This is a genomic window from Shinella sp. G-2, assembly GCF_050172695.1.
In the GTDB taxonomy this organism is placed as follows: Bacteria; Pseudomonadota; Alphaproteobacteria; order Rhizobiales; family Rhizobiaceae; genus Shinella.
In genome coordinates this window covers 73,763-93,511 of sequence record NZ_JBBEYH010000012.1, presented here as the reverse complement: position 1 = coordinate 93,511, position 19,749 = coordinate 73,763, and the positions used below count along the sequence as shown (strand labels likewise).

Genomic DNA, 19,749 nt, shown 5'->3' with positions numbered 1-19,749 from the left:
AAGAGCGTTCAGGCAAAGGAAGATCCGGCCGGGCGACACGCGCCGCCCGGATCCCCTCATCGTGTCAGTGCCCTGGGCTCTGATCAGTCGACCTGGCCGACGAACAGCGTCTCGAACTTGCCGCTCTTGTACTCGTTGACAACGAGCGGGACGGAAACCTGACGCTTCTGGCCGAACGAGGTCATGCCGACATATTTCAGCTTGGCGTCGCCCTTCATGAAGGGGTTCGCCGCCTCGAACGTGTCCATGGTCTTCTTGTATTCATCGACATTGTCGATGGCCGCCGGGTTCGCCTTCAGCGTCTCGATGATGTATTCGAGGGCGTAGACCTTGGTGTTGGACTCGTCGTTGTATTCGCCGAACATCTTGGTGTAGCGGTCGACGAATTCCTTCATCGTGTCGCTGGCGAGTTCCGGCGTGGACGCGCCGCCGACCGAGATGAAGCCTTCGGCAAGTTCGCCGGCGCCTTCCTGCAGCACGGCCGCATCCTGCGCCGTTTCCGTGGAGATGAGGCCGGTAAAGCCGAGTTCGCGCGCCGAGCGGATGAGCTGCGGAGCGTTGGCCGGCGAAACGCCCGAGAGCACCAGAAGGTCGGGCGAAGCCTGGATGACCGGCAGCAGAACCGGCGTGAAGTCGGTCGTATCCACCTGATAGGTCACGTTGCCGGAGACGATTTCCAGGCCGAGGGCCTGGGCAGCCGCGATGCCGGATTCACGCTGGCTCAGCGGGTCGGATTCGTTGGCGGCGACGAAGGCCACCTTCTTCACGCCCTTGTTTTCCATCAGGTACTTATAGATGGCCGGACCGGACTGGTAGTTGGCCACCATGCCGAGGATCGCGTTGGATGCCGGCGGCGAGAAGAGCGCCTTCGGGAAGGAATAGGGGAAATACATGATGCCGTTCTGCTCGGCGACCGGGCGCACCGCCGCCGCGCCGTCGTCGACGTTCGGGCCGACGACATAGTGGATGCCGTCCTGCGCCATCTTTTCCATGCCGGCGATGGCGCGCTTGGGGTCCTTCTGGTCGTCGAAGGCGACGATCTCGATATTGTAGGTCTTGTCGCCGATCTTCACGCCGCCGAGTTCGTTCAGCCAGGCGGCGCGCGCTTCCATCGAGCGCTGGTTCGAAATGCCCCAGGCCGCGGCCGGGCCAGAGGTGACGCCGACGAAGCCGACCTTCAGCGTGGCGTTCTCGGCATAGGCCATGAGCGGCAGCGAGAGAGCGGTCGCGGCAGCGAGAGCGGAAATTTTCAGGAATGTGCGCTTTTGCATTGTGTTCTTCCTCTGGGCCATTGATCTATTTTCTATGGTCGAGTGGGCCGCGCGGGCGGCCACAATCGGCCTTGGCTTGGGTATTGAGCGCATTGTTAACGATCTTGTCAAGGGGTTGTGAACAAGGCAATGCAAATCATGTCGACGAAATCGGTGCTTGTTGGTCAACTAAATCGGCTTTATTTAATAGGTGAAACAGAACAGGCGCATGTCACGAGGAATGCGGTGGTTGACGTAGACAGGACAAACCCGGTGGAGGCGGACGAAATCGACGAGAGCGAGATCGTCGAGCGCATTTTCGACGCGGTCGTCGAGCAGCGATTGCCCCCCGGAACGAAACTTTCCGAATCCGCTCTGTGCGAGGCATTCGGCGTGGGGCGCATGCGCATCCGGCGCAGCCTGTTGCTGCTTGCCAGCCGCGAAGTGGTGGAACTGCATGCCAATCGCGGCGCCTTCGTCGCCTCTCCGACGGCCGAGCAGGCCCGCGAGGTGTTCGAGGCCCGCCAGGCTCTGGAGCCGAACATTGCGCGCCTTGCCGTGCAGCGCGCGACGGACGAGGACATGGCCGCGCTCGTGCGTCATATCGAGATGGAACACTCCGCGCATAACGAGCGGCACCGCCACGAGGCGATCCGCCTGTCCGGCCAGTTCCACACCATGCTCGCGCAGATCGCCGGCAACGCCATCCTCCTGCGCACCATGAAGGAGCTGGTGACCCGCACTTCGCTGATCATCGGCCTCTTCGGGGCGCCGGGTCTCAGCAATTGTCGCGACGACGAGCATGAGGCCATCGTCGAGGCCTTCCGCACGCGCGATGCGGAAAAGGCCGCCCGCACCATGGCGGCCCACCTTCGTCACATCGAAAAGCACCTTCAACTCGGTGGCAAGACCTCCGACAGCGTCGACCTCATCGAGCTTTTCGGCCGGCACTAGCCTCTTTCCAGGAAAAGCGGGCACCGGTTTTGCACTCGGAAATGCGCCGAAACAAACCGCCCAGCCGGCGTCATACGCCGAGCAGCAACCCGACCGGTTCGTCTCCCAGTGCCTCCGACAGGGACAGCGTTTGGCCGAGGACGAGCGCGCGGTCGTCGAGCGCGGAGCGCGCCTTTCGCCCCCTGAAAGCCTCGGGAATGGTGATGGCGATGCCGGCCTTCGCGTCCGTCTTCAGCGGGAGCCCGTCGGAAGCGCTGCTTCCCAATGTCAGGCGCGGAACGGCGACAAGGACGAAGGCCTGCGGCGTGCCGCGCAGGAATGCCAGCGCCCGCCGACTGTCATCGGTTACAGCAAGGGGAAGATAGGCACCGGCGAAGGGAGCCGGGCAATGATGTCGCGCGGCGAGCACGGTCGCAACCAGCCATTGTTTGTAGTGCGGAAAGGTCGCCCGTTGCGCAGCCGGCTTTTGCGGCACGTCGAGGCCGGCCAGAGCCAGCGGCGCGCGGTTGTCGGGATCGACCAGCGAGAAGTCGCAGCGTTCGCTGCCCTGGTAGATATCGGGAACGCCGGGCGCCGTCAGCTTGATCAGGGTTTGCGACAGGCTGTTGAGGAGCCCCGCATCGAGAAAAGGCGACAAGGTCCCGGTAAAGTCGCGCAGGAACGCCTCGTGTCCAAGCACATCCTCGACGAAGCCGATGACCTTCTGCTCGTAGTCGGCATCCGGCCGGCGCCAGTTCGAGCCGATCTTGGCTTCGCGCAGCGCCTTTTCGACATAGGACCGCAGGCGTTCGCGCAGCGCTTCCATATCGTCCGGCTCGCCGAGCGGCCAGACGCCGGCGAGCGCCTGATAGATCAGCCATTCCACATAGGGTTCGGGAACGGCGCGGCCGGCATGCGCGCGGCGGAAGCGGGCATTGAGGTCTGTCCAGCGCCGGGTCGCGGCGATCCAGTCGTCCGGCGCCTCGCTCAGCGTGTAAAGCCGTGCGCGCGCATCCTCGCCGCGCTTGGTGTCGTGGGTCGAGGTTGCCGAAAGGGCATGGGGCAGCGTTTCCGCCCGCGCCTGCATGGCGGCGTGGAAAGCGTGCGGACCGCCTGTCGGCTGGCCTGGATCGCCGCCTACCTCGTTGAGCGCGATGAAGGCGTTCTCCCGGTAGAACAGCGTGTCTTCCAGGGCCTTGGCCATGACAGGGCCGCTCAATTGCTGGAAGCGGGTGCGGAATTCGGGGCATTCCGGCAGGGTGCTGCAGGTCCGGTCGTCGACGAGCAGTTCCCAGATGAAATCGATGGCCTCGCGGACCTCCGGGCGCACGCCGTCCTGCGCCTGCTGCCGCGCGGCGGCGAGAAGCTGCCGGTCGTGTTCGTCCGCGCCGGATGTCACCGTCGTATAGGTGCGGTAGACGGGCAGGGCGGCGATCATGCCGCAAAGGGCTTCGGCGATTGTGCCGCGGGAGAGGTCGGCATCGGTGCGGTCGGCCATGACCTTGGTCAACGCCGTCAGGCGGCGGACTTCCCCCTCGAAATTGTCCGAGAGCATCTGTTTTTTGCTGGCCTGCCGCTCCTGCGCGTAGGATCCGCGGCGCTCCTCGTCCTTGAGCGGCCGGTAGGCTTGCGCGAGCCGTCCGCCCTCGTGCTCGTCAGACAGCGCATCCGCCAGCGCGGTGATGAATTCGTAGCCCGTCGTGCCCGCGACGGGCCAATGGGCTGGAAACGGTTCCTGCTTTTCCAGAATCTTTTCGACGACAATATAGACATCGGGGCCGGCGGCGGCGCGAAGGCGCTGCAAGTAGGCCTCGGGATCGGCGAGCCCGTCGATGTGGTCGATGCGAAGGCCATCCACGGTTCCCTCGCGCACGAGGTCGAGGATCAGGCGATGGCTGTCGTCGAAGATGCGCGGATCTTCGACGCGAAGCCCGACAAGGCCGGCGATCTCGAAGAAACGGCGGTAGCTGAGATGCCGGCTCGCCGTTTTCCAGTCCGTCAGTTGCCAGGGCTGGGCATCGTGAATGGCGGCGATCCGCGCCGGATCGGCGGAAAGCCGTTCGAGGGTCCGCTCCAGCGCCGCGCGGGCATCCGCCGATGCGAGTACGGCGGACAGGACCGTTCGGCCTTCCGGATCGCGCTCGGGACTGGCCGCTACGTCCGTCAATTCTTCGAGAATCTGCCGGTAGGTACCGGGATGCAGCGGATAGAAGGTGTCGTGGTAGCGCAGCGCAAGCGCATCGCAGGCCGGGTCCAGCGCAAGGCTGAGAACGCCCGCCGAAAGTTCCTCGCGAAAATCGTTGCCGAGGAAGGGCAGCGTCAGCCTTTGCCGCCAGTGGATATCGAAATGACCGGCGAACGGGCTCTGCGCGCCCCACACGACCACGCTGCGCCACCAGGGATTTTCAAGGCTCGCCGCCATGTGGTTCGGCACGATGTCGAGGATAAGGCCCATGCCGCGCGCATGCAGATCGCCGGCAAGGGCGCGAAGGCCCGCAAGCCCTCCGAGGGACGGGTCGATCTCGTTGGCATGGGTGACGTCGTAGCCATGCGTCGAGCCAGCGGTCGCGGTCATCACGGGCGATGCATAGAGATGGCTGATGCCCAGCGCTTCGAGATAGGGCACGAGCCGACGCGCCTTCCCGAAGTCCATGCCGTTGCGGAACTGGAGGCGATAGGTCGAGCGGGGGCGGGTCATGAGATCCTGGAACGTGAAGAGTCGGCGCGAAGAACGCACATCCTCCCGATTTGTTCCAAAGACCCGCGTCAGACACCGTGGCGAGCGAAATCCGTTCGCGACACCACGCCGGAGAGCCGGTTCTGACGATCGAGCACGGCAAGTCGGCGCAGGTGCAGGGAACGCATGTTGTTCAACACAGCTTCGGGCTCTTCATCGTCGAAGCAATAGGTGATGTTGGTCGTCATGATGTCGGCAACCTTCGTCGTTTCTCCATCCAGTCCCGGCGCCACGGCGCGCAGGATGATGTCACGGTCCGTCAGCGTACCGACGAGACCGCTGGCATCGGCAACGGGCAGGAAGGCGATATCCCATTCCGCCATCATGCGAGCGGCATATTGAAGGTTTTCCTCCGGCCGGACGAGGTGGACGTTGCGTGTCATGATGTCGCCGATCTGCATGGGGACCTCTTGCTGAACGTTTTGCGGAAGAACCGTTGAGCGGCACGTTGGTTCCCGCCTATGGTCGGGCGCGGTCTATCGCGACGGCGATCGCCGGCCCGGCTGCCGCGCCGCCGGCCAGAAGGAAGATCGTCTCGCCCGTCATCCCGGGCCATTCCGCGGCCTCGCCCGTCAGGTTGGCGCGCAGGGCCAGCGTCGCATCCGGAAAGCGCCAGTCGATGGCGACGATACCGTCCGCAGCTGGAAGGATATGGGGCTCTACCGGTCCCTGGCCTTTTAGCAGCGGTACGACATGCCTCTGCCGCAGCGCGATCAGCTCCCGCAGGAACGCCGCCCGTTTGCGGCCGTCGGGCGACGCTGCGCGGGTCCAGTCGAGTTTCGAGCGCTGGAAGGTTTCTTCGGCCACCGGATCGGGCAGGTCCTTCACGTCCTTGCCGTCGGGCAGTCCGCCGAATTTTTCCGCTTCGTCCGCGCGCCCTGCCTTGGTCGCATGCGCAAGGGTGCCGTCGAAGTCGGCGAAGAACAGGAAGGGTCGCCGCTCGCCATAATCCTCGCCCATGAAGAGCAACGGCACGGGTGGCGTCAGCAGCAGGAGGGCGGTCGCGACGGACACCACCGTCGGATCGGCAAGGGTGGAAAGGCGTTCACCGAAGGCGCGATTGCCGATCTGGTCGTGATTTTGCAGGAAATTGACATTGACCTGTGGTGGCAGCGGATCCTGCGGGGTCGGCCCGACGCGGTCCCGGGCATGATCCGTATGGACGAAGCCGCGGGCGAGGGCCTCGCGCAGGATATCGCCGGTGTTCTCGGTGAAGAGCGCGTAGTGCCCCTTCGTTTCGCCGGCGGCAAGCACCCGCAAGGCATGGTGGAATTCGTCGTTCCAGCCGGCCGTATAATGGCGCGGAGCGCCGCCGTCCCGGTTCAGAAGGCTCTTGCGGCTCAGCTGATCCTCGACGACGAGGTGGATCGCCCGGTCGGGCGCGGCCTGGCGGACCGTTTCGGCAAGTTCGATCAGGAGATGTGGCTCGCTTTCGTCGTCGATCTCTTCCGTCGCGTCGAGGCGCAGGCCGTCGAAGCGATAGTCGAGGATCCATTGCAGCGCGTTCTCGATGAAGTAGCGTCGCACCGGCTGCCGCTCGAAGGCGAGCGCCGCACCCCAGGGTGTGTGGCGCTCGGGGTGGAAGAATTCCGGCGCGACGCGCGGCAGAACGTTCCCCACCGGGCCGAAATGGTTATAGACCACGTCGAGCAGCACCATAAGACCATGGCCATGGGCTGCATCGATCAGCGCCTTCAGGTCCTCCGGCGTGCCATAGGCATTGTGCGGCGCAAAGTGCAGCACGCCGTCGTAACCCCAGCCGCGCCGGCCGGAAAAATGGGCGACCGGCATGAGCTCGATCGCGGTGATACCGGTATGGGCGAGATCGGGCAGGCGGTCGATGGCGGCGCGGAACGTGCCTTCCGGCGTGAACGCGCCGATGTGCAATTCGTAGATCACCGCCTCTTCCCAGGGGCGGCCCTGCCAGCCGGGATTTTGCCAGGAATAACCATCCGGATCGACAAGCAGGGAAGGTCCCTCGACGCCGTGCTGCTGGGCGCGCGCGGCGGGATCGGGGATCTCCACGCCATCGGAGAGCCGGAAAACATAGGCTTCGCCCGGCTGCGCGCGGTCGGTTTCGACCTCGTGCCATCCCTCGGTACCAGCCCGCATTTCGATCTCTTCTCCACCGGCAAGCAGCAGCTTCACGGTGCGTTCGGCGGGCGCCCAGAGGCGGAAGCGCACCCGGCCATCGGTCAGGAAGGTCGGCCCCCAGGCCCGTTGCGTCGATAATGTCATCGGTTCCTCGTCGTTAGCCGGAGATCGAACCGGGCGAGGGCGCAAATGTTCCGGAACAATGCCCCTCTTTTTGCGTTGCATCATCGCTTCTCCGACCCCATCCGGGTCCGGCGTGGAAGCCTTTGCGGCGGCTCCGCCTGTTGGTCAGGGCGCTGCCTGCCCGACCGAAGGGGACAGATTGCATGAGCTACTCATTTTCCGAACTCGATTTCATGAAGCCGGAGCTCGGCGCCGAATTCACCGGCGAGGGCACGCATTTCGCGGTCTTTTCCGCCCATGCCGAACAGATGGAGCTTTGTCTGTTTTCCGAGGATGGCAAGGAAGAGACCGCCCGCCTGCCGCTGCCCAAGCGCGAGGGCGAGGTCTGGTCCGGCTACATTGCCGGCCTCAAACCCGGTACTGTCTACGGCTACCGGGCGCACGGCCCCTACGAGCCGAACGCCGGCCACCGCTTCAATCCGAACAAGCTGCTGCTCGATCCCTACGCCAAGCAGGTGCTCGGCGAGATCGCCTGGGACGATGCACTCTATGGCTATCGCATCGGCGACCCGGCGGAAGATCTTTCCTTCGACGAGCGTGACAGCGCTCCCTTCATGGTCAAGGGCGTGGTGCAGGATCCGGAATTCGACTGGGCCGGAGACGCCGCCATTCGCCGTCCCTGGACGGACACCATCATCTGCGAGGCGCATGTGCGCGGCATGACGATGTCCCATCCGGGCGTGCCGGAAAATCTGCGCGGCACCTTTGCAGGCATGGCGAGCGACCCGATCATCGAGCACCTCGTCGATCTCGGCATTTCCGCCATAGAACTTCTGCCCATCCAGTATTTCCCTGACGATCGTTATCTCCTGGAAAAGGGCCTGCGCAACTATTGGGGTTACCAGACACTCGGCTTCTTCGCGCCGCAGCCGCGCTTCCTGGCCGGCGCCGCGATCACGGCCTTCAAGACCATGGTCAAGCGCTTCCATGCCGCCGGCATCGAGGTGATCATGGATGTCGTCTACAACCACACCGCCGAAGGGTCTGAACGCGGGCCGACCCTCAGCTTCCGCGGCCTCGACAATCTGAGCTACTATCGCCTTTCGCCCGACGATCCGCGCCACACCTACGACACGACAGGCACCGGCAATACGGTCAATATCGCCCATCCCATGGTTCTGCGCATGGTGCTGGACAGCCTGCGCTACTGGGTGACCGCCATGCATGTGGACGGATTCCGCTTCGACCTTGCCAGCACGCTCGGGCGCACGCGGCATATCGAATTCGACCGCGAGGGCACCTTCTTCGATGCCATCAGGCAGGATCCGATCCTGTCGGGCGTCAAGCTGATCGCCGAGCCCTGGGATGTCGGCGACGGCGGTTATCAAGTCGGCGGCTTTCCCTATCCCTTCCGTGAATGGAACGACAAGTATCGCGACGACGTACGCCGCTTCTGGAAGGGGGACGGCGGTCTCGTTCCGGGGCTGGCCGCACGGCTTTCGGGGTCCGCGCAGCAGTTCAACCACTCCGACCGCGGCGCCACCTCTTCGGTCAATCTCATCAGCGCCCATGACGGCTTCACGCTGATGGACACGGTGTCCTATGACGGCAAGCACAACGAAGCGAATGGCGAAGACAATCGCGATGGCCATTCCGGCAACCACTCGCACAATATGGGGGTGGAAGGTGGGAGCGACGATCCGGCCATCCGCGCTGCGCGCGACCGCCGCCGCCGCAACATGATCGCGACGCTGATGTTGAGCCAGGGCGTGCCGATGCTTCTCGGCGGCGACGAACTCGGCAACAGCCAGGGCGGCAACAACAACGCTTATTGTCAGGACAACGAGATCGGCTGGACGGACTGGAGCGGCCTCGACGATCCGTTCCTTGCCTTCTGCAAGGGCATGATCGCTTTCCGCAAGGCCCATCCGGCACTCCGGCAGGAAACATTCCTGACGGGGGAACCCGCGGAGGACGGCACGATCGACATCGCCTGGTATCGCCCCGACGGCACGCCGATGGACGACGGCGCCTGGACGGACGCGAACCTGCGTGTGCTGGGCCTCTTCCTGTCGAAGCCGGCGAATGGCGAGGATGAGGACCGGCTTTTCATCGTCTGCAATGCCGGCGCCGACAGCCAGGTGACACTGCCCGACGTGAAGGACGTCCTGGCCTGGAAGCGGGTGCTCGATACGGGCGCAGCGGACGATGCCTTCGCCGAGCACCCCGTGGAGGGGCCTGCCACGGTCTATGCGGGCAGCGTCGCGGTCTTCGCACCTTTGGGGTAATACGCGTCCATGGCGCCGGAAAATCTTGAAGAAACCGGTCTTGTCTATGTCTCGGACAGCGAACCCGGTATCCGGCGCCTGAGAGCCGGACGCAGCTTCTGCTACCGCCTGCCGAATGGCGCTCTCGTGCGCGATGCTGAGGTGAAAGCGCGCATCGCGTCCCTCGGCCTGCCACCGGCCTATGAGAATGTCTGGATCTGCCTCGATGGCCGGGGACATCTGCAGGCGACCGGCTTTGACGCGCGTGGTCGCAAGCAATACCGCTACCATCCGGACTGGCAGGCGCTGAAGAGCGGCGACAAGTTCGACCAGTTGATCGCCTTCGGCCGGGCGCTGCCGAAAATCCGGCGCACGATGCGGCGCGATCTCGAAGGGGCACCCGGCACGATGAAGACGATGCTGGCGGCGATCACCGTGCTGCTCGACGAAGCGCATCTGCGCGTCGGCAATCGTGCCTATGCCGAGGAGAACAAGACCTATGGTGCAACAACGCTGCTCAAGCGCCATGTCTCACTGAAGGAGGGCAGTATAGACCTTCGCTTCACCGCCAAGGGCGGCAAGCGGGTGCGACGCACGCTGAAACATCCCCGCCTGCAGCGCCTGCTCGAAGGCTGCGCCGATCTGCCGGGGCGACAGCTCTTCGTATGGAGGGACGAAGCCGGCCTCGCGCGGCCGATCGATTCCGGGCGGCTCAACGCCTATCTCGCGGCCATCTCCGATATCGCCATTTCGGCCAAGACCTTCCGCACCTGGGCTGGCAGCCTCGCGGCCTTCTCCCTGGCGCGCCGTGCGATCGAGGCGGGAGAGCGACCGACGATCAAGGGCATGGCGGCCGCCGCAGCGGACGTCCTGCACAATACGCCTTCGATTGCCCGGTCGAGCTATATCCATCCTGATATCATCGCGCTTGCCGAAGCGCCCGAAACCCTGATGCGCGCTTTGCGCCGCCCATCCCTCGACGTTGCGCGGGGCATCGCGGGAATGAGGGCGGAGGAGGAGCGCATGCTGCGCTTCCTCGAAAGCCGGCGAAACGCAAAACGCCGGAAGCGACGCACAGCTCAGCCGTGATCATCGAACGGCTGAGGATTTCCGGATATTGCTCTCGGATCGTGTGTTGCGGTTCGAGGCGACCGCGCGCCGGGTGGCGTCGTCCGCCTCGCCGGAATTGCGCTTGGTCTTCAGGTGTTCGGGCAGGGCGACGCGCTCGAGTTCCGCGCGTTCGCGGGCGGCCTGCTCCCAATGTTCGTGGTCCCGGCCGTGTGGCCGACCCGCCGCTTCCCAAAGGCCGTAGGCACGCTTGCTGATCCATTCCTGGCGTTCGTCGTCCACGATGATGTCCCTTTCAGAGTGACGGCGGTTCGTTTCTTTTTGCTTCCGCCGTCCATGAATTCACCCGGAAGCCGGCTTCCTCCGCCGCTTCGATAAAGGCCCGGCGGGCAAGGCCGGGATCGTCGTCGCCTGTCAGGCCCTGTTCGCAGGCGGCCTTTGCCGCCAGCGCCGCGGCGCCGTCGGTGAGCGGCCAATGGTTCTTGAGGCAGAGCAGCGCATCGCGCGTGCTCTGTACCCGCAGCACCTGCCGCGGCCCTTCCAGCACCACGGCCTCGTCCCAGAGACGGTCGGTCGCAAAGATCGTCATCGCTGACCTGCCTCCGCCTGCTTTTCCACCGGAAGGTCGACGAGGCTGACGATGCCGACGACACGCCGGTTTTTGCCCGCCACGACGAGACGGCGCACGCCGAGCCTGCGCATGCGGGCCGCGACATCCGTGGTCTCGTCCTCTTCATGGCACACTTCCGGTGACACGGTCATGAACTCGGCTATGGCCGTGGAGGTGGAAAGTCCGCGCCCCAGGACTGACACCACGATATCGCGGTCCGTGATGATGCCGACGATGGCGCCGACCCCCGGCACTTCGACGGGCAGCGCCCCCACCTCGGCTTCGAGCATCAAGCGCGCGGCCGACTGCGCGGTGTCGTTGGGAGAGACTGTGACGATCTGGGCGGACATGACGTCCTTCACGCGCATCGCGGCCGCCTCCTCAAAAACGCCCGTTGACGAGGCTTCGGCCATTGGGCATGGCCGGCACGACGACTTCGTCCTTTTCGGGCTGGATCAGCGGAAGATCGACCTGATGGGGAACGATCACCTGCGGCTCCCAGGCGTTGCGGCGCTTGCGGGCCTGATCGCCCTGCGGCGTGGACACAGGTTTGCGGGCAAGCGGCTTCTTCTTCTGGCGCACGGGGAACTCCTCGGGAATGGGCTTCATCCTTGTGTCTAACGCCAGCCCCTCTGCATGGTTCCCAAGAAATCCGGGAACCCGGACGCTGTCCGAGCATTTCCTTTCAGCCGAAACGATTGGAGTTGCCCATGCTGTTTGCAGAGAAGGTCGCCCTCGTGACGGGTGCGGGATCCGGGATAGGCAGGGCAACCGCGCTGGCCTTTGCGCGTTACGGCGCGAGCGTCGGCGTGCTCGGCCGGACCGGTGAGGAGGTGGAGGCCGTGACGGCAGAAATCCGCATCCTCGGCGGCAGCGCTCTTGCCCTGATCGCCGACGTCGCGGACGAGGCGGCGATGCGCGGCGCCGTGGAGGCACTGGCGGACGCCTTCGGCGGTATCGACGTCGTCGTCGCCAATGCCGGCATCAACGGCGTCTGGGCGCCGATCGACGATCTGACGCCCGCCGAATGGGATGAGACCATTGCCGTCAATCTGCGCGGCACCTATCTCACCCTCCATCTGACGGTGCCGTATCTGCGCAAGGTCGAGCGTGGTGCCGTCGTCGTGGTTTCCTCGATCAACGGGACGCGCACCTTCACCACGCCCGGAGCAACGGCCTATGCCGCGACGAAGGCGGCGCAGGTGGCGATGGTGCAGCAGCTGGCGCTGGAACTCGGCAAGGCCGGCATTCGCGTCAACGCCGTCTGCCCCGGCGCGATCGCGACCGACATCGACGACAACACCGAACAGCGCGGCGCGGAAAAGGCCGGCATTCCCGTGACATGGCCCGAGGGCGATATCCCCGTCTCGCACGGCAAGCCGGGGACGGCCGACGACGTTGCCGACGCCATCCTTTTCCTCGCATCTTCCAAGGCCCGGCATGTGACCGGCATTCCCCTGTGGATCGACGGGGGGCAGGGCCTGCTGCGGTGATGTCTTTCCTCTGGCGTCCCGGCCCGGCGGTGTGACAAGGTGCGGTCAGACGGAAGAGGAGATCCCATGGCCAACCATCTATTCGACGCGATCCGCGCCGCAGCGTCGCCGGATGCGATCTTCATCGAGACGGCCGAGGGGCGGCGCTGGACCTATGGCGACATGCTCGCCTTTTCCGGCCGGCTGGCGGGCGCGCTCAAGCGGCTTGGTGTCACGCCGGGCGACCGGGTGGCCGTGCAGGCGGAAAAGAGCCCCGAGGCGCTGATGCTCTATCTGGCCTGCCTTCGGGTGGGCGCGGTCTACCTGCCGCTCAACACGGCCTATACGCTGGCCGAACTGGAATATTTCATCGGCGACGCCACGCCCCATTTGGTCGTCGTCGATCCCAAAACCCGCGACAGCGTCGAGAGCGTGACGAGATATCACCGCGGCACGGTCGAGACGCTGGATGCGACGGGCGGCGGCAGTCTTCTCCAGCTGGCCGGCGAGGAAACGGACGATTTCGCCGATGTCGAGCGCGGACCGGACGATCTTGCCGCGATCCTCTATACGTCGGGCACGACCGGGCGCTCCAAGGGAGCGATGCTGACGCATGACAACCTCCTCTCCAACGCACTGGCGCTGCGCGACCATTGGCGCTTCACCAGCGCCGACCGGCTGATCCACGCGCTGCCGATCTTCCACACGCATGGCCTGTTCGTCGCCTCGAACGTCACGCTGCTGTCGGGCGCCTCGATGTATTTCCTGCCGAAGTTCGATGCCGACGAGGCGTTGCGGCTGATGGCGAGCAGCACCGTGATGATGGGCGTGCCGACCTTCTACGTGCGGCTGGTGCAGCATGCCGGCCTGACGCGGGAAGCGACGGCCGGCATGCGGCTCTTCGTGTCCGGTTCGGCGCCGCTGCTTGCCGAAACGCACCGCGCCTTTTCGGAAAAGACCGGCCACGCCATTCTCGAGCGCTACGGCATGACCGAGACCAACATGAACACCTCCAATCCCTATGACGGCGACCGCGTGGCCGGCACGGTAGGCTTCCCGCTGCCCGGCGTTTCGCTGCGCGTCACCGATCCGGAGACCGGCAAGACGCTTCCGGACGGCGAGACGGGCATGATCGAGGTGAAGGGCCCGAACGTCTTCAAGGGCTATTGGAAGATGCCGGCCAAGACCGCCGCGGAGTTCCGGCTCGACGGCTTCTTCATTACGGGCGATCTCGGAAAGATCGACGCGCGCGGCTACGTGCATATCGTCGGGCGTGGCAAGGACCTCGTGATATCGGGCGGCTACAACATCTATCCCAAGGAAGTCGAAACCGAGATCGACGCCATGCCCGGTGTCGTCGAGAGTGCCGTCATCGGCGTGCCTCATCCGGATTTCGGCGAGGGCGTGACCGCGGTCGTCGTCATCAGGAGTGGGGCGGCGCTCGATGAGGCCGGTGTCCTGGCGGCGCTGAAGGACCGGCTGGCACGTTACAAGCAGCCCAAGCGCGTGCTCTTCGTCGACGACCTGCCGCGCAACACCATGGGCAAGGTGCAGAAGAACGTGCTGCGCGAAACCTATGCGGATCTCTACAAGGACTAGATGCGGGCGAAATGCCGCTTGAGGATGTCGAGCACTTCGTTGGCGAGTTCGCCGACGATGCCGCCTCGCTCCCAGGAATAGAGCGAGGCGAAGACGGGCGGCTCGACGGCGAAATCGGAGAGCGGTTCGATCCGCCAGCCCTTGGCGGCGTCGACCGGCAGCAGCGACAGCCCGAGGCCGGCTTCGACGGCCATCAGCACGTTGCGCAGGCTCGCCGAGGTGAAGGCGATGTACCAGCGCCGCCGCTCGCGCTCCAGCCGTTCGAACATCGCGTCCCGGTAAAGCCCGCCGGGCGGGAAGGTGACGAGCGGCACCGGGTCGGGCAGGTCCTTTGCCGTATCCGGCGCGGCGAACCAGGCGATCGGCTCCTCGAAGCTCGCCCAGCTATCCTCGCTCGGGGCATCCTCCTTCATCACCACGATATCGAGTTCGCCGGACCGGTAGCGTCGCGTGAGGTCCGAGCGCAGGCCCGTCGTGACATCGAGGCGGGCTTCCTTGTGGCGCCGGGTGAAGGCGGCGAAGGCGCGGGCCATTTCGGGCGTCGCGATATCGTCCGGCATGCCGATCCGCACCGACGTGGTGCCCGAGGTCTCCGCCACCAGCGTCAGCGCCTCGCTCTGCAAGGCGAGGATGCGCCGGGCGTGGCCGAGCAGGCGCTCGCCCGTCACCGTCAGGCGCACCGGCCGGGCGGCGCGGTCGACCAGCTCCCGGCCGATGGTTTCCTCGAGCCGCGCGATCTGCTGGCTCATGGTCGACTGGGTCATGTGCAGGCGGTCGGCGGCGGCGGTGAAGCTGCCGGCGTCGGCGATCGCCACGAAGGCCCGGAGCAGGCGCGGATCGAGCATGGCATCTCCATCGAAATCAGGAATAGTGGCTATCTAAACATCTAATTTGCGCATGATTCAACCCGGTGGTAGCGATAGGACATGATCGCGGGCGGGTTTGCCCGCCCGAATGCGCATTTCAGCACGAAAGACAGACGATGACGGATACGCGTCCCGGCCGCGATTGGGCCATGCTTGCACTGGTCGTCCTGGTCGGCCTCAACCTTCGGCCCTTTATCGCCGCCCCAGCGCCCATCCTCGCCGAGATCGGCGCGGATACCGGCCTCGGCTATGGCGGCATCGCCATGCTCACGCTCCTGCCGATGTTCCTGATGGGGGTCGGCGCCTTCGTGGCGCCCGGCCTGCAGGTGAAGATCGGCGCGCGGCGCGGCCTGCTGATTGCGCTTGCAATCTTGCTTGCCGGTTCGGCGCTTCGCCTCTTTGCCTATGACGGCATGACGCTGATCGCGACGGCGGCGCTCTGCGGCCTCGGGGTCGCCTTCATCCAGGCCGCCTTTCCCGGCATCATCAAGGCCAGGTTCCCGACCAGCGTGCCCGTCGTCACGGGCCTCTACTCGGCCGTCATCATGGCCGGCGGGGCTTTCGGGGCGCGGTTGATGCCGGTGCTTCTGCATGCCGGCTACAACTGGCGGGCGGCGCTTGCGTGGCTCGCCTTGCCGGTGGCGCTGGCACTTGCCGCCGCCTGGCGCATCCTTTCCGACGTGCAGTCGAACAAGCCGGACGGCACGCTGACCCGCCAGTTGCTGCGGCGCCCGCGCACCTGGGTGCTGATGGCGGCCTTCGGCCTGGTCAATGCCGGCTACAGCTCGATGATCGCCTGGCTTGCGCCCTACTATCAGGCGCATGGCTGGACGAGCGCCGACAGCAGCGGCCTCGTCGCCGTGATGGCCGCCTGTCAGGCCTCCGCCGCGCTCGGTCTGCCTTTTCTGGCGCGCGGCAATGTCGACCGCCGTCGCTGGCTCTGGCTGACGATCGTCTTCCAGGCCATCGGCTTCTTCGGCCTTGCCCGTTTTCCCGATCTTGCCCCGGCCGTCTGGGCGGGGCTGTGTGGCGCCGGCCTCGGCGGCAGCTTCGCGCTTGCCATCGTCACCGCGCTCGACCACCTGCCGCGGCCGGAGCAGGCTGGCGCGCTTGCCGCGCTGATGCAGGGCGGCGGCTTCCTCATCGCGGCCATTGGCCCCTATGCGACGGCGCTGCTGCATGACTGGACGGGCGGTTTCTCCGCCGGCTGGATGCTGCACTTCGTCTGCGTTCTCGTGACCGCGCTGCTCTATCTTCGCTTCGATCCGCGCACCTATCCGGCGGCAATGCCGTCCTTTAGTTAGAGTTCGTCGGGGAAAAGTGCGAACCGGTTTTCCCGAGAAGACAAACGAAAACAAAAGAATTTAGAGCATGTCTGGTTCAATCCGAACCTGACGTGCTCCAGGACACGGATCCTCGGCCGAAACGAAAAACCCGCGCCTTGAGCGCGGGTTTCCTTTGGAACGACTGAAATCGCCTAGCGACGGCCGCCGAAGGGCTTCAGGTTCATATGACGGTTGACGTCCTTGTAGAGCAGGTAGCGGAACGGGCCGGGGCCGCCGGCATAGCAGGCCTGCGGGCAGAAGGCGCGCAGCCACATGAAGTCGCCGGCTTCCACTTCGACCCAGTCCTGGTTGAGGCGATAGACGGCCTTGCCCTGCAGCACGTAGAGGCCGTGTTCCATGACGTGGGTTTCGGCGAAGGGGATGACGGCGCCGGGCATCAGCGTGACGATGGTGACGTGCATGTCGTGGCGCAGGTCGTTCGGATCGACGAAGCGGGTCGTCGCCCAGCCGCCGTTCGTGTCGGGCATGGCGGCCGGGGTGATGTCCTTCTCGTTGAGGATCAGGGGCTCGGGATGCGGCAGGCCGTCGACGGCCTCATAGGCCTTGCGGATCCAGTGGAAGCGGGCATGGGCGCCCGAGCGGTTGCGCAGCGACCACTTCAGGCCCGGCGGCAGGAAGGCGTAGCCGCCCGAGGTGAGCGTGTGCTTGCCGGTCGGCAGCGTCAGTTCCACTTCGCCGTCGACGACGAAGAGAACGCCTTCGGCTTCCGGGTCCAGTTCCGGCCGGTCGCTGCCGCCGCCCGGCGCGATTTCCATGATGTATTGCGAGAAGGTCTCGGAGAAGCCCGAGAGCGGGCGGGCGATGACCCAGACGCGCGTATTGTCCCAGAAGGGCAGGAAGCTGGTGACGATGTCCTGCATCACGCCCTTGGGGATCACCGCATAGGCCTCGGTGAAGACGGCGCGGCCCGTCAGGAGGTCGCTCTGCGGCGGATGGCCGCCGAGGGAGGAATAGTAGCTGCGTTGCATCGTCTGAGACCCTTTGCGTTGAGTGTTTCCGGTATTGTCTTGCGTCACTTCGCCCCTGCTTTTTCCAGCAGGGTTGCGATTTCGTCATAGCCGCGGCCGCGGGCATGCTGCAGCGGCGTCACGCCGTCATTGTCGGCGAGGTTCACGTCCGCGCCGGCCTTGATCAGGAGGCCGACGATCTGCTGGTGGCGCGCGCCGCCATTGCCGAGGATGATCGCCTCCAGCAGGGCGGTCCAGCCGAGCCGGTTGACGTGGTCGACCGCGACGCCCGCCTTGATCAGCGTGTCCACCGTCTCGACATGGCCGCGTTCGGAGGCCGGGATGAGGGACGTGCCGCCGTAGCGGTTGATGCTCTTGAGGTCGGCGCCGTGGGCGAGCGTCAGCCTGAGGATGTCCAGATGCCCGCGGGCGCCGGCATAGAGATAGGGGCTGTCCTCGATATTGTCCTTGGCATTGACGTCCGCCCCGGCCTCGATCAGCACCCGGGCGGCCTCCACCTTGTTGGCATGCGTGGCCACCAGCAGCGCGGTCGCGCCGCTGCCGTCGCGCGCGTCGATATCGGCGCCCCTGGCAAGCAATGTCTTGACGGTCGCGGCGTCGCCGGCGGCAGCCGCCTTGTGCAGTTGAAGGTCCATGGCGTTACCGGCGGCAAGAAGGGGAGAGCAGAGGGCTGTCAGAAAGAGCCAAGTCGAAAGCAGGGCAAATTTCAGCATGTGCTATCCTGTGGGTCTGTGGGCGTGAAATTAACAGGTGGCCGCGCCATTAGAAAATTAAATGTGTAAATCCGTATCATTCAGAAGATGGAATTCGTACGGCGCCCCGGCTATAAGCTGGGACACCCTCGATCGGTGAAAGGACCGGCCCATGAAAACGGAACAGGGACTGCTGCGCGTCTCCATCGCCGTCACCATCCTGCTGGCCGGCGTCGGCATCCTGTTCGGCATTCTCTCGGGCTCCTTCGCCATCGTCTTCGATGGCGTCTATGCCATGACGGATGCGGCGATGACGGTGGTCGCGCTGCTGGTGTCGAACCTCATTGCCTCCTCCGCCAGCGGTGGCGGCAAGGGGCGGCTCGTCAAGCATTTCACCATGGGCTTCTGGCATCTGGAGCCGATGGTGCTCGGCCTCAACGGCATCCTCCTGACGGGCGCCGCGATCTATGCCCTGATCAACGCTGTCGGCAGCATCATGGAGGGCGGCCGGCCGCTCGATTTCGGCCAAGCGATCATCTATGCCGTGGTGACGCTCGCGGTGACGGTCACCATGGCGATCATCGGCACCCGGGCGAACCGCACGATCCAGTCAGATTTCGTGGCGCTCGACGCCAAGGCATGGATGATGTCCGCTGGCCTGACGAGCGCCCTGCTCGTCGCCTTCGTCGTCGGTTCGCTCATCCAGGGCACCGCCCATGCATGGCTGTCGCCCTATATCGACCCGGTCGCGCTGGCGCTGGTCTGCCTTGTCATCATCCCCATTCCGGCCGGCACGATCCGCCAGGCGCTGGCCGATATCCTGCTCGTCACGCCGGGGGACCTGAAGCACCACGTCGATACGGTCGCGAAAACCATCGTCGAGCGGCACGGTTTCCTGTCCTATCGCGCCTATGTCGCCCGCGTCGGCCGCGGCCGGCAGATCGAGCTCTTCTTCATCGTGCCGGAAGATTTCCCGGCGAAGAAGCTGCAGGAATGGGACGACATCCGCGACGAGGTCGGCAACGCCATCGGCGACGAGGGACCGGATCGCTGGCTCACCATCGCCTTCACCACCGATCCGGACTGGGCGGACTGACAAGCGTAGCTGACAGGAGCAACTGACAGGCGCAAAAGAAAACCCGGAGCGGCGTCAGCCACTCCGGGTTCCTGCCCCGCCCCTGTAAGGACGATCAGAGGCCGGCTGCCGCGATGGCGGCGTCCATGCGCTCGCGTGCCTTCTTCGGCAGCTTGCCGGTCTTGACCGCATCGAGATTGGTCGGCGCGTCGCCGACGCTCACGAAGCCGACCATGCCCATGCCGACATGCGGCGTGCACTTGACGCCATAGGCGCCCGGCTTGTCGAAAGTGACCTTGTAGGTCTCGTTCATCTTGCTCTTGAAGGCTTCGGCGCCTTCCGGGATCATGCCCTTGATCGTCTCGACATTGTGGCCCTTGTCCGTGGGGATGAAGGTAACAGTGTCGCCGGGGGCGACCTTCACGAAGGCCGGCTCGAACACCATGGCGCCTTCAGCCCCCTTGTTCAGCATGTGCACTTCGAAATCCGCCGCCGCCGCCGGAAGCGCGAGGGCCAGAATGACCGCTGCCGCGCCGACGATGCTCTTTGCCATGGTACGCACTGGAATTCTCCTTCTGACGAACGTCAATCGTTCATGCGCAAGGAGTAGGCCCGCACAGGGTGTCCTTCTTTGACATTGATCAAACAA

The 19,749-nt window shown here is 65.1% G+C and carries 19 protein-coding genes; 7 read left to right on the top strand and 12 right to left on the bottom strand.

Annotated features, from left to right (window positions below; genetic code table 11):
- Positions 1-83: 83 nt before the first annotated feature.
- A complete protein-coding gene (locus V8U06_RS18305; protein ID WP_427141886.1) occupies positions 84-1,271 on the bottom strand; it encodes an ABC transporter substrate-binding protein in 1,188 nt (395 codons plus the stop codon).
- Between the two features lie 225 nt (positions 1,272-1,496).
- Here V8U06_RS18305 and V8U06_RS18300 point away from each other — a divergent pair, with 225 nt between their 5' ends.
- Positions 1,497-2,204: a GntR family transcriptional regulator gene (locus tag V8U06_RS18300; RefSeq protein WP_427141885.1), complete on the top strand. Its 708-nt coding sequence runs from the start codon at positions 1,497-1,499 to the stop codon at positions 2,202-2,204.
- 70 nt (positions 2,205-2,274) lie between these two features.
- Here the strand turns inward: V8U06_RS18300 and treY are convergent, their stop codons facing one another.
- The 3 genes from treY to treZ all read right to left on the bottom strand — a co-directional run bounded on the left by treY (position 2,275) and on the right by treZ (position 7,158).
- Positions 2,275-4,881 (bottom strand): malto-oligosyltrehalose synthase, encoded by a 2,607-nt coding sequence (treY, locus tag V8U06_RS18295; protein WP_427141884.1) that lies wholly within the window; start codon positions 4,879-4,881, stop codon positions 2,275-2,277.
- A 68-nt stretch (positions 4,882-4,949) separates the two neighbouring features.
- Complete coding sequence (locus V8U06_RS18290) at positions 4,950-5,321, bottom strand: CBS domain-containing protein (RefSeq protein WP_427141883.1); 372 nt, start codon at positions 5,319-5,321, stop codon at positions 4,950-4,952.
- A 58-nt stretch (positions 5,322-5,379) separates the two neighbouring features.
- Positions 5,380-7,158, bottom strand: coding sequence for a malto-oligosyltrehalose trehalohydrolase (treZ, locus tag V8U06_RS18285; RefSeq protein WP_427141882.1), 1,779 nt, complete (start codon positions 7,156-7,158; stop codon positions 5,380-5,382).
- Positions 7,159-7,340: 182 nt separating this feature from the next.
- Here treZ and glgX point away from each other — a divergent pair, with 182 nt between their 5' ends.
- On the top strand, positions 7,341-9,425 hold the full coding sequence (gene glgX, locus V8U06_RS18280; RefSeq protein ID WP_427141881.1) for a glycogen debranching protein GlgX: 2,085 nt from the start codon (positions 7,341-7,343) through the stop codon (positions 9,423-9,425).
- 9 nt (positions 9,426-9,434) lie between these two features.
- The gene (locus V8U06_RS18275; RefSeq protein WP_427141880.1) at positions 9,435-10,493 is read left to right on the top strand and encodes a DNA topoisomerase IB; all 1,059 of its coding nucleotides are present in this window, start codon (positions 9,435-9,437) and stop codon (positions 10,491-10,493) included.
- Here V8U06_RS18275 and V8U06_RS18270 read toward each other — a convergent pair whose 3' ends face one another.
- Genes V8U06_RS18270 through V8U06_RS18255 form a run of 4 tightly spaced genes read right to left on the bottom strand, consistent with a single transcriptional unit; the run spans position 10,494 to position 11,691 of the window.
- Positions 10,494-10,754, bottom strand: coding sequence for a DUF2934 domain-containing protein (locus V8U06_RS18270; protein ID WP_427141879.1), 261 nt, complete (start codon positions 10,752-10,754; stop codon positions 10,494-10,496).
- A 13-nt stretch (positions 10,755-10,767) separates the two neighbouring features.
- Entirely contained in the window at positions 10,768-11,055 is a 288-nt protein-coding gene (locus V8U06_RS18265) for a DUF982 domain-containing protein (protein ID WP_427141928.1), read from the bottom strand.
- A 2-nt stretch (positions 11,056-11,057) separates the two neighbouring features.
- On the bottom strand, positions 11,058-11,450 hold the full coding sequence (locus V8U06_RS18260) for a CBS domain-containing protein (protein ID WP_427141878.1): 393 nt from the start codon (positions 11,448-11,450) through the stop codon (positions 11,058-11,060).
- Positions 11,451-11,463: 13 nt separating this feature from the next.
- Positions 11,464-11,691 (bottom strand): hypothetical protein, encoded by a 228-nt coding sequence (locus V8U06_RS18255; RefSeq protein WP_427141877.1) that lies wholly within the window; start codon positions 11,689-11,691, stop codon positions 11,464-11,466.
- Between the two features lie 101 nt (positions 11,692-11,792).
- On the opposite strand from V8U06_RS18255, the gene V8U06_RS18250 reads away from it, so the two are divergent.
- Complete coding sequence (locus tag V8U06_RS18250; protein ID WP_427141876.1) at positions 11,793-12,575, top strand: SDR family oxidoreductase; 783 nt, start codon at positions 11,793-11,795, stop codon at positions 12,573-12,575.
- A 66-nt stretch (positions 12,576-12,641) separates the two neighbouring features.
- Positions 12,642-14,153: a malonate--CoA ligase gene (locus V8U06_RS18245; RefSeq protein WP_427141875.1), complete on the top strand. Its 1,512-nt coding sequence runs from the start codon at positions 12,642-12,644 to the stop codon at positions 14,151-14,153.
- Here the strand turns inward: V8U06_RS18245 and V8U06_RS18240 are convergent.
- Positions 14,150-14,998: a LysR family transcriptional regulator gene (locus V8U06_RS18240; protein ID WP_427141874.1), complete on the bottom strand. Its 849-nt coding sequence runs from the start codon at positions 14,996-14,998 to the stop codon at positions 14,150-14,152. The two genes, V8U06_RS18245 and V8U06_RS18240, sit on opposite strands and share 4 nt — an antisense overlap.
- Positions 14,999-15,135: 137 nt before the next feature.
- Between V8U06_RS18240 and V8U06_RS18235 the strand changes: the two genes are divergently transcribed.
- Positions 15,136-16,323: a cyanate transporter gene (locus V8U06_RS18235; RefSeq protein WP_427141873.1), complete on the top strand. Its 1,188-nt coding sequence runs from the start codon at positions 15,136-15,138 to the stop codon at positions 16,321-16,323.
- Between the two features lie 173 nt (positions 16,324-16,496).
- On the opposite strand, the gene V8U06_RS18230 is transcribed toward V8U06_RS18235, so the two are convergent.
- A complete protein-coding gene (locus V8U06_RS18230; protein WP_427141872.1) occupies positions 16,497-17,333 on the bottom strand; it encodes a bifunctional allantoicase/(S)-ureidoglycine aminohydrolase in 837 nt (278 codons plus the stop codon).
- Positions 17,334-17,377: 44 nt separating this feature from the next.
- Positions 17,378-17,968: an ankyrin repeat domain-containing protein gene (locus V8U06_RS18225; RefSeq protein ID WP_427141927.1), complete on the bottom strand. Its 591-nt coding sequence runs from the start codon at positions 17,966-17,968 to the stop codon at positions 17,378-17,380.
- A gap of 229 nt (positions 17,969-18,197) precedes the next feature.
- On the opposite strand from V8U06_RS18225, the gene V8U06_RS18220 reads away from it, so the two are divergent.
- Complete coding sequence (locus tag V8U06_RS18220) at positions 18,198-19,121, top strand: cation diffusion facilitator family transporter (protein ID WP_427141871.1); 924 nt, start codon at positions 18,198-18,200, stop codon at positions 19,119-19,121.
- A gap of 94 nt (positions 19,122-19,215) precedes the next feature.
- Here the strand turns inward: V8U06_RS18220 and V8U06_RS18215 are convergent, their stop codons facing one another.
- Positions 19,216-19,653 (bottom strand): pseudoazurin, encoded by a 438-nt coding sequence (locus V8U06_RS18215; protein ID WP_427141926.1) that lies wholly within the window; start codon positions 19,651-19,653, stop codon positions 19,216-19,218.
- Positions 19,654-19,749: the final 96 nt, after the last annotated feature.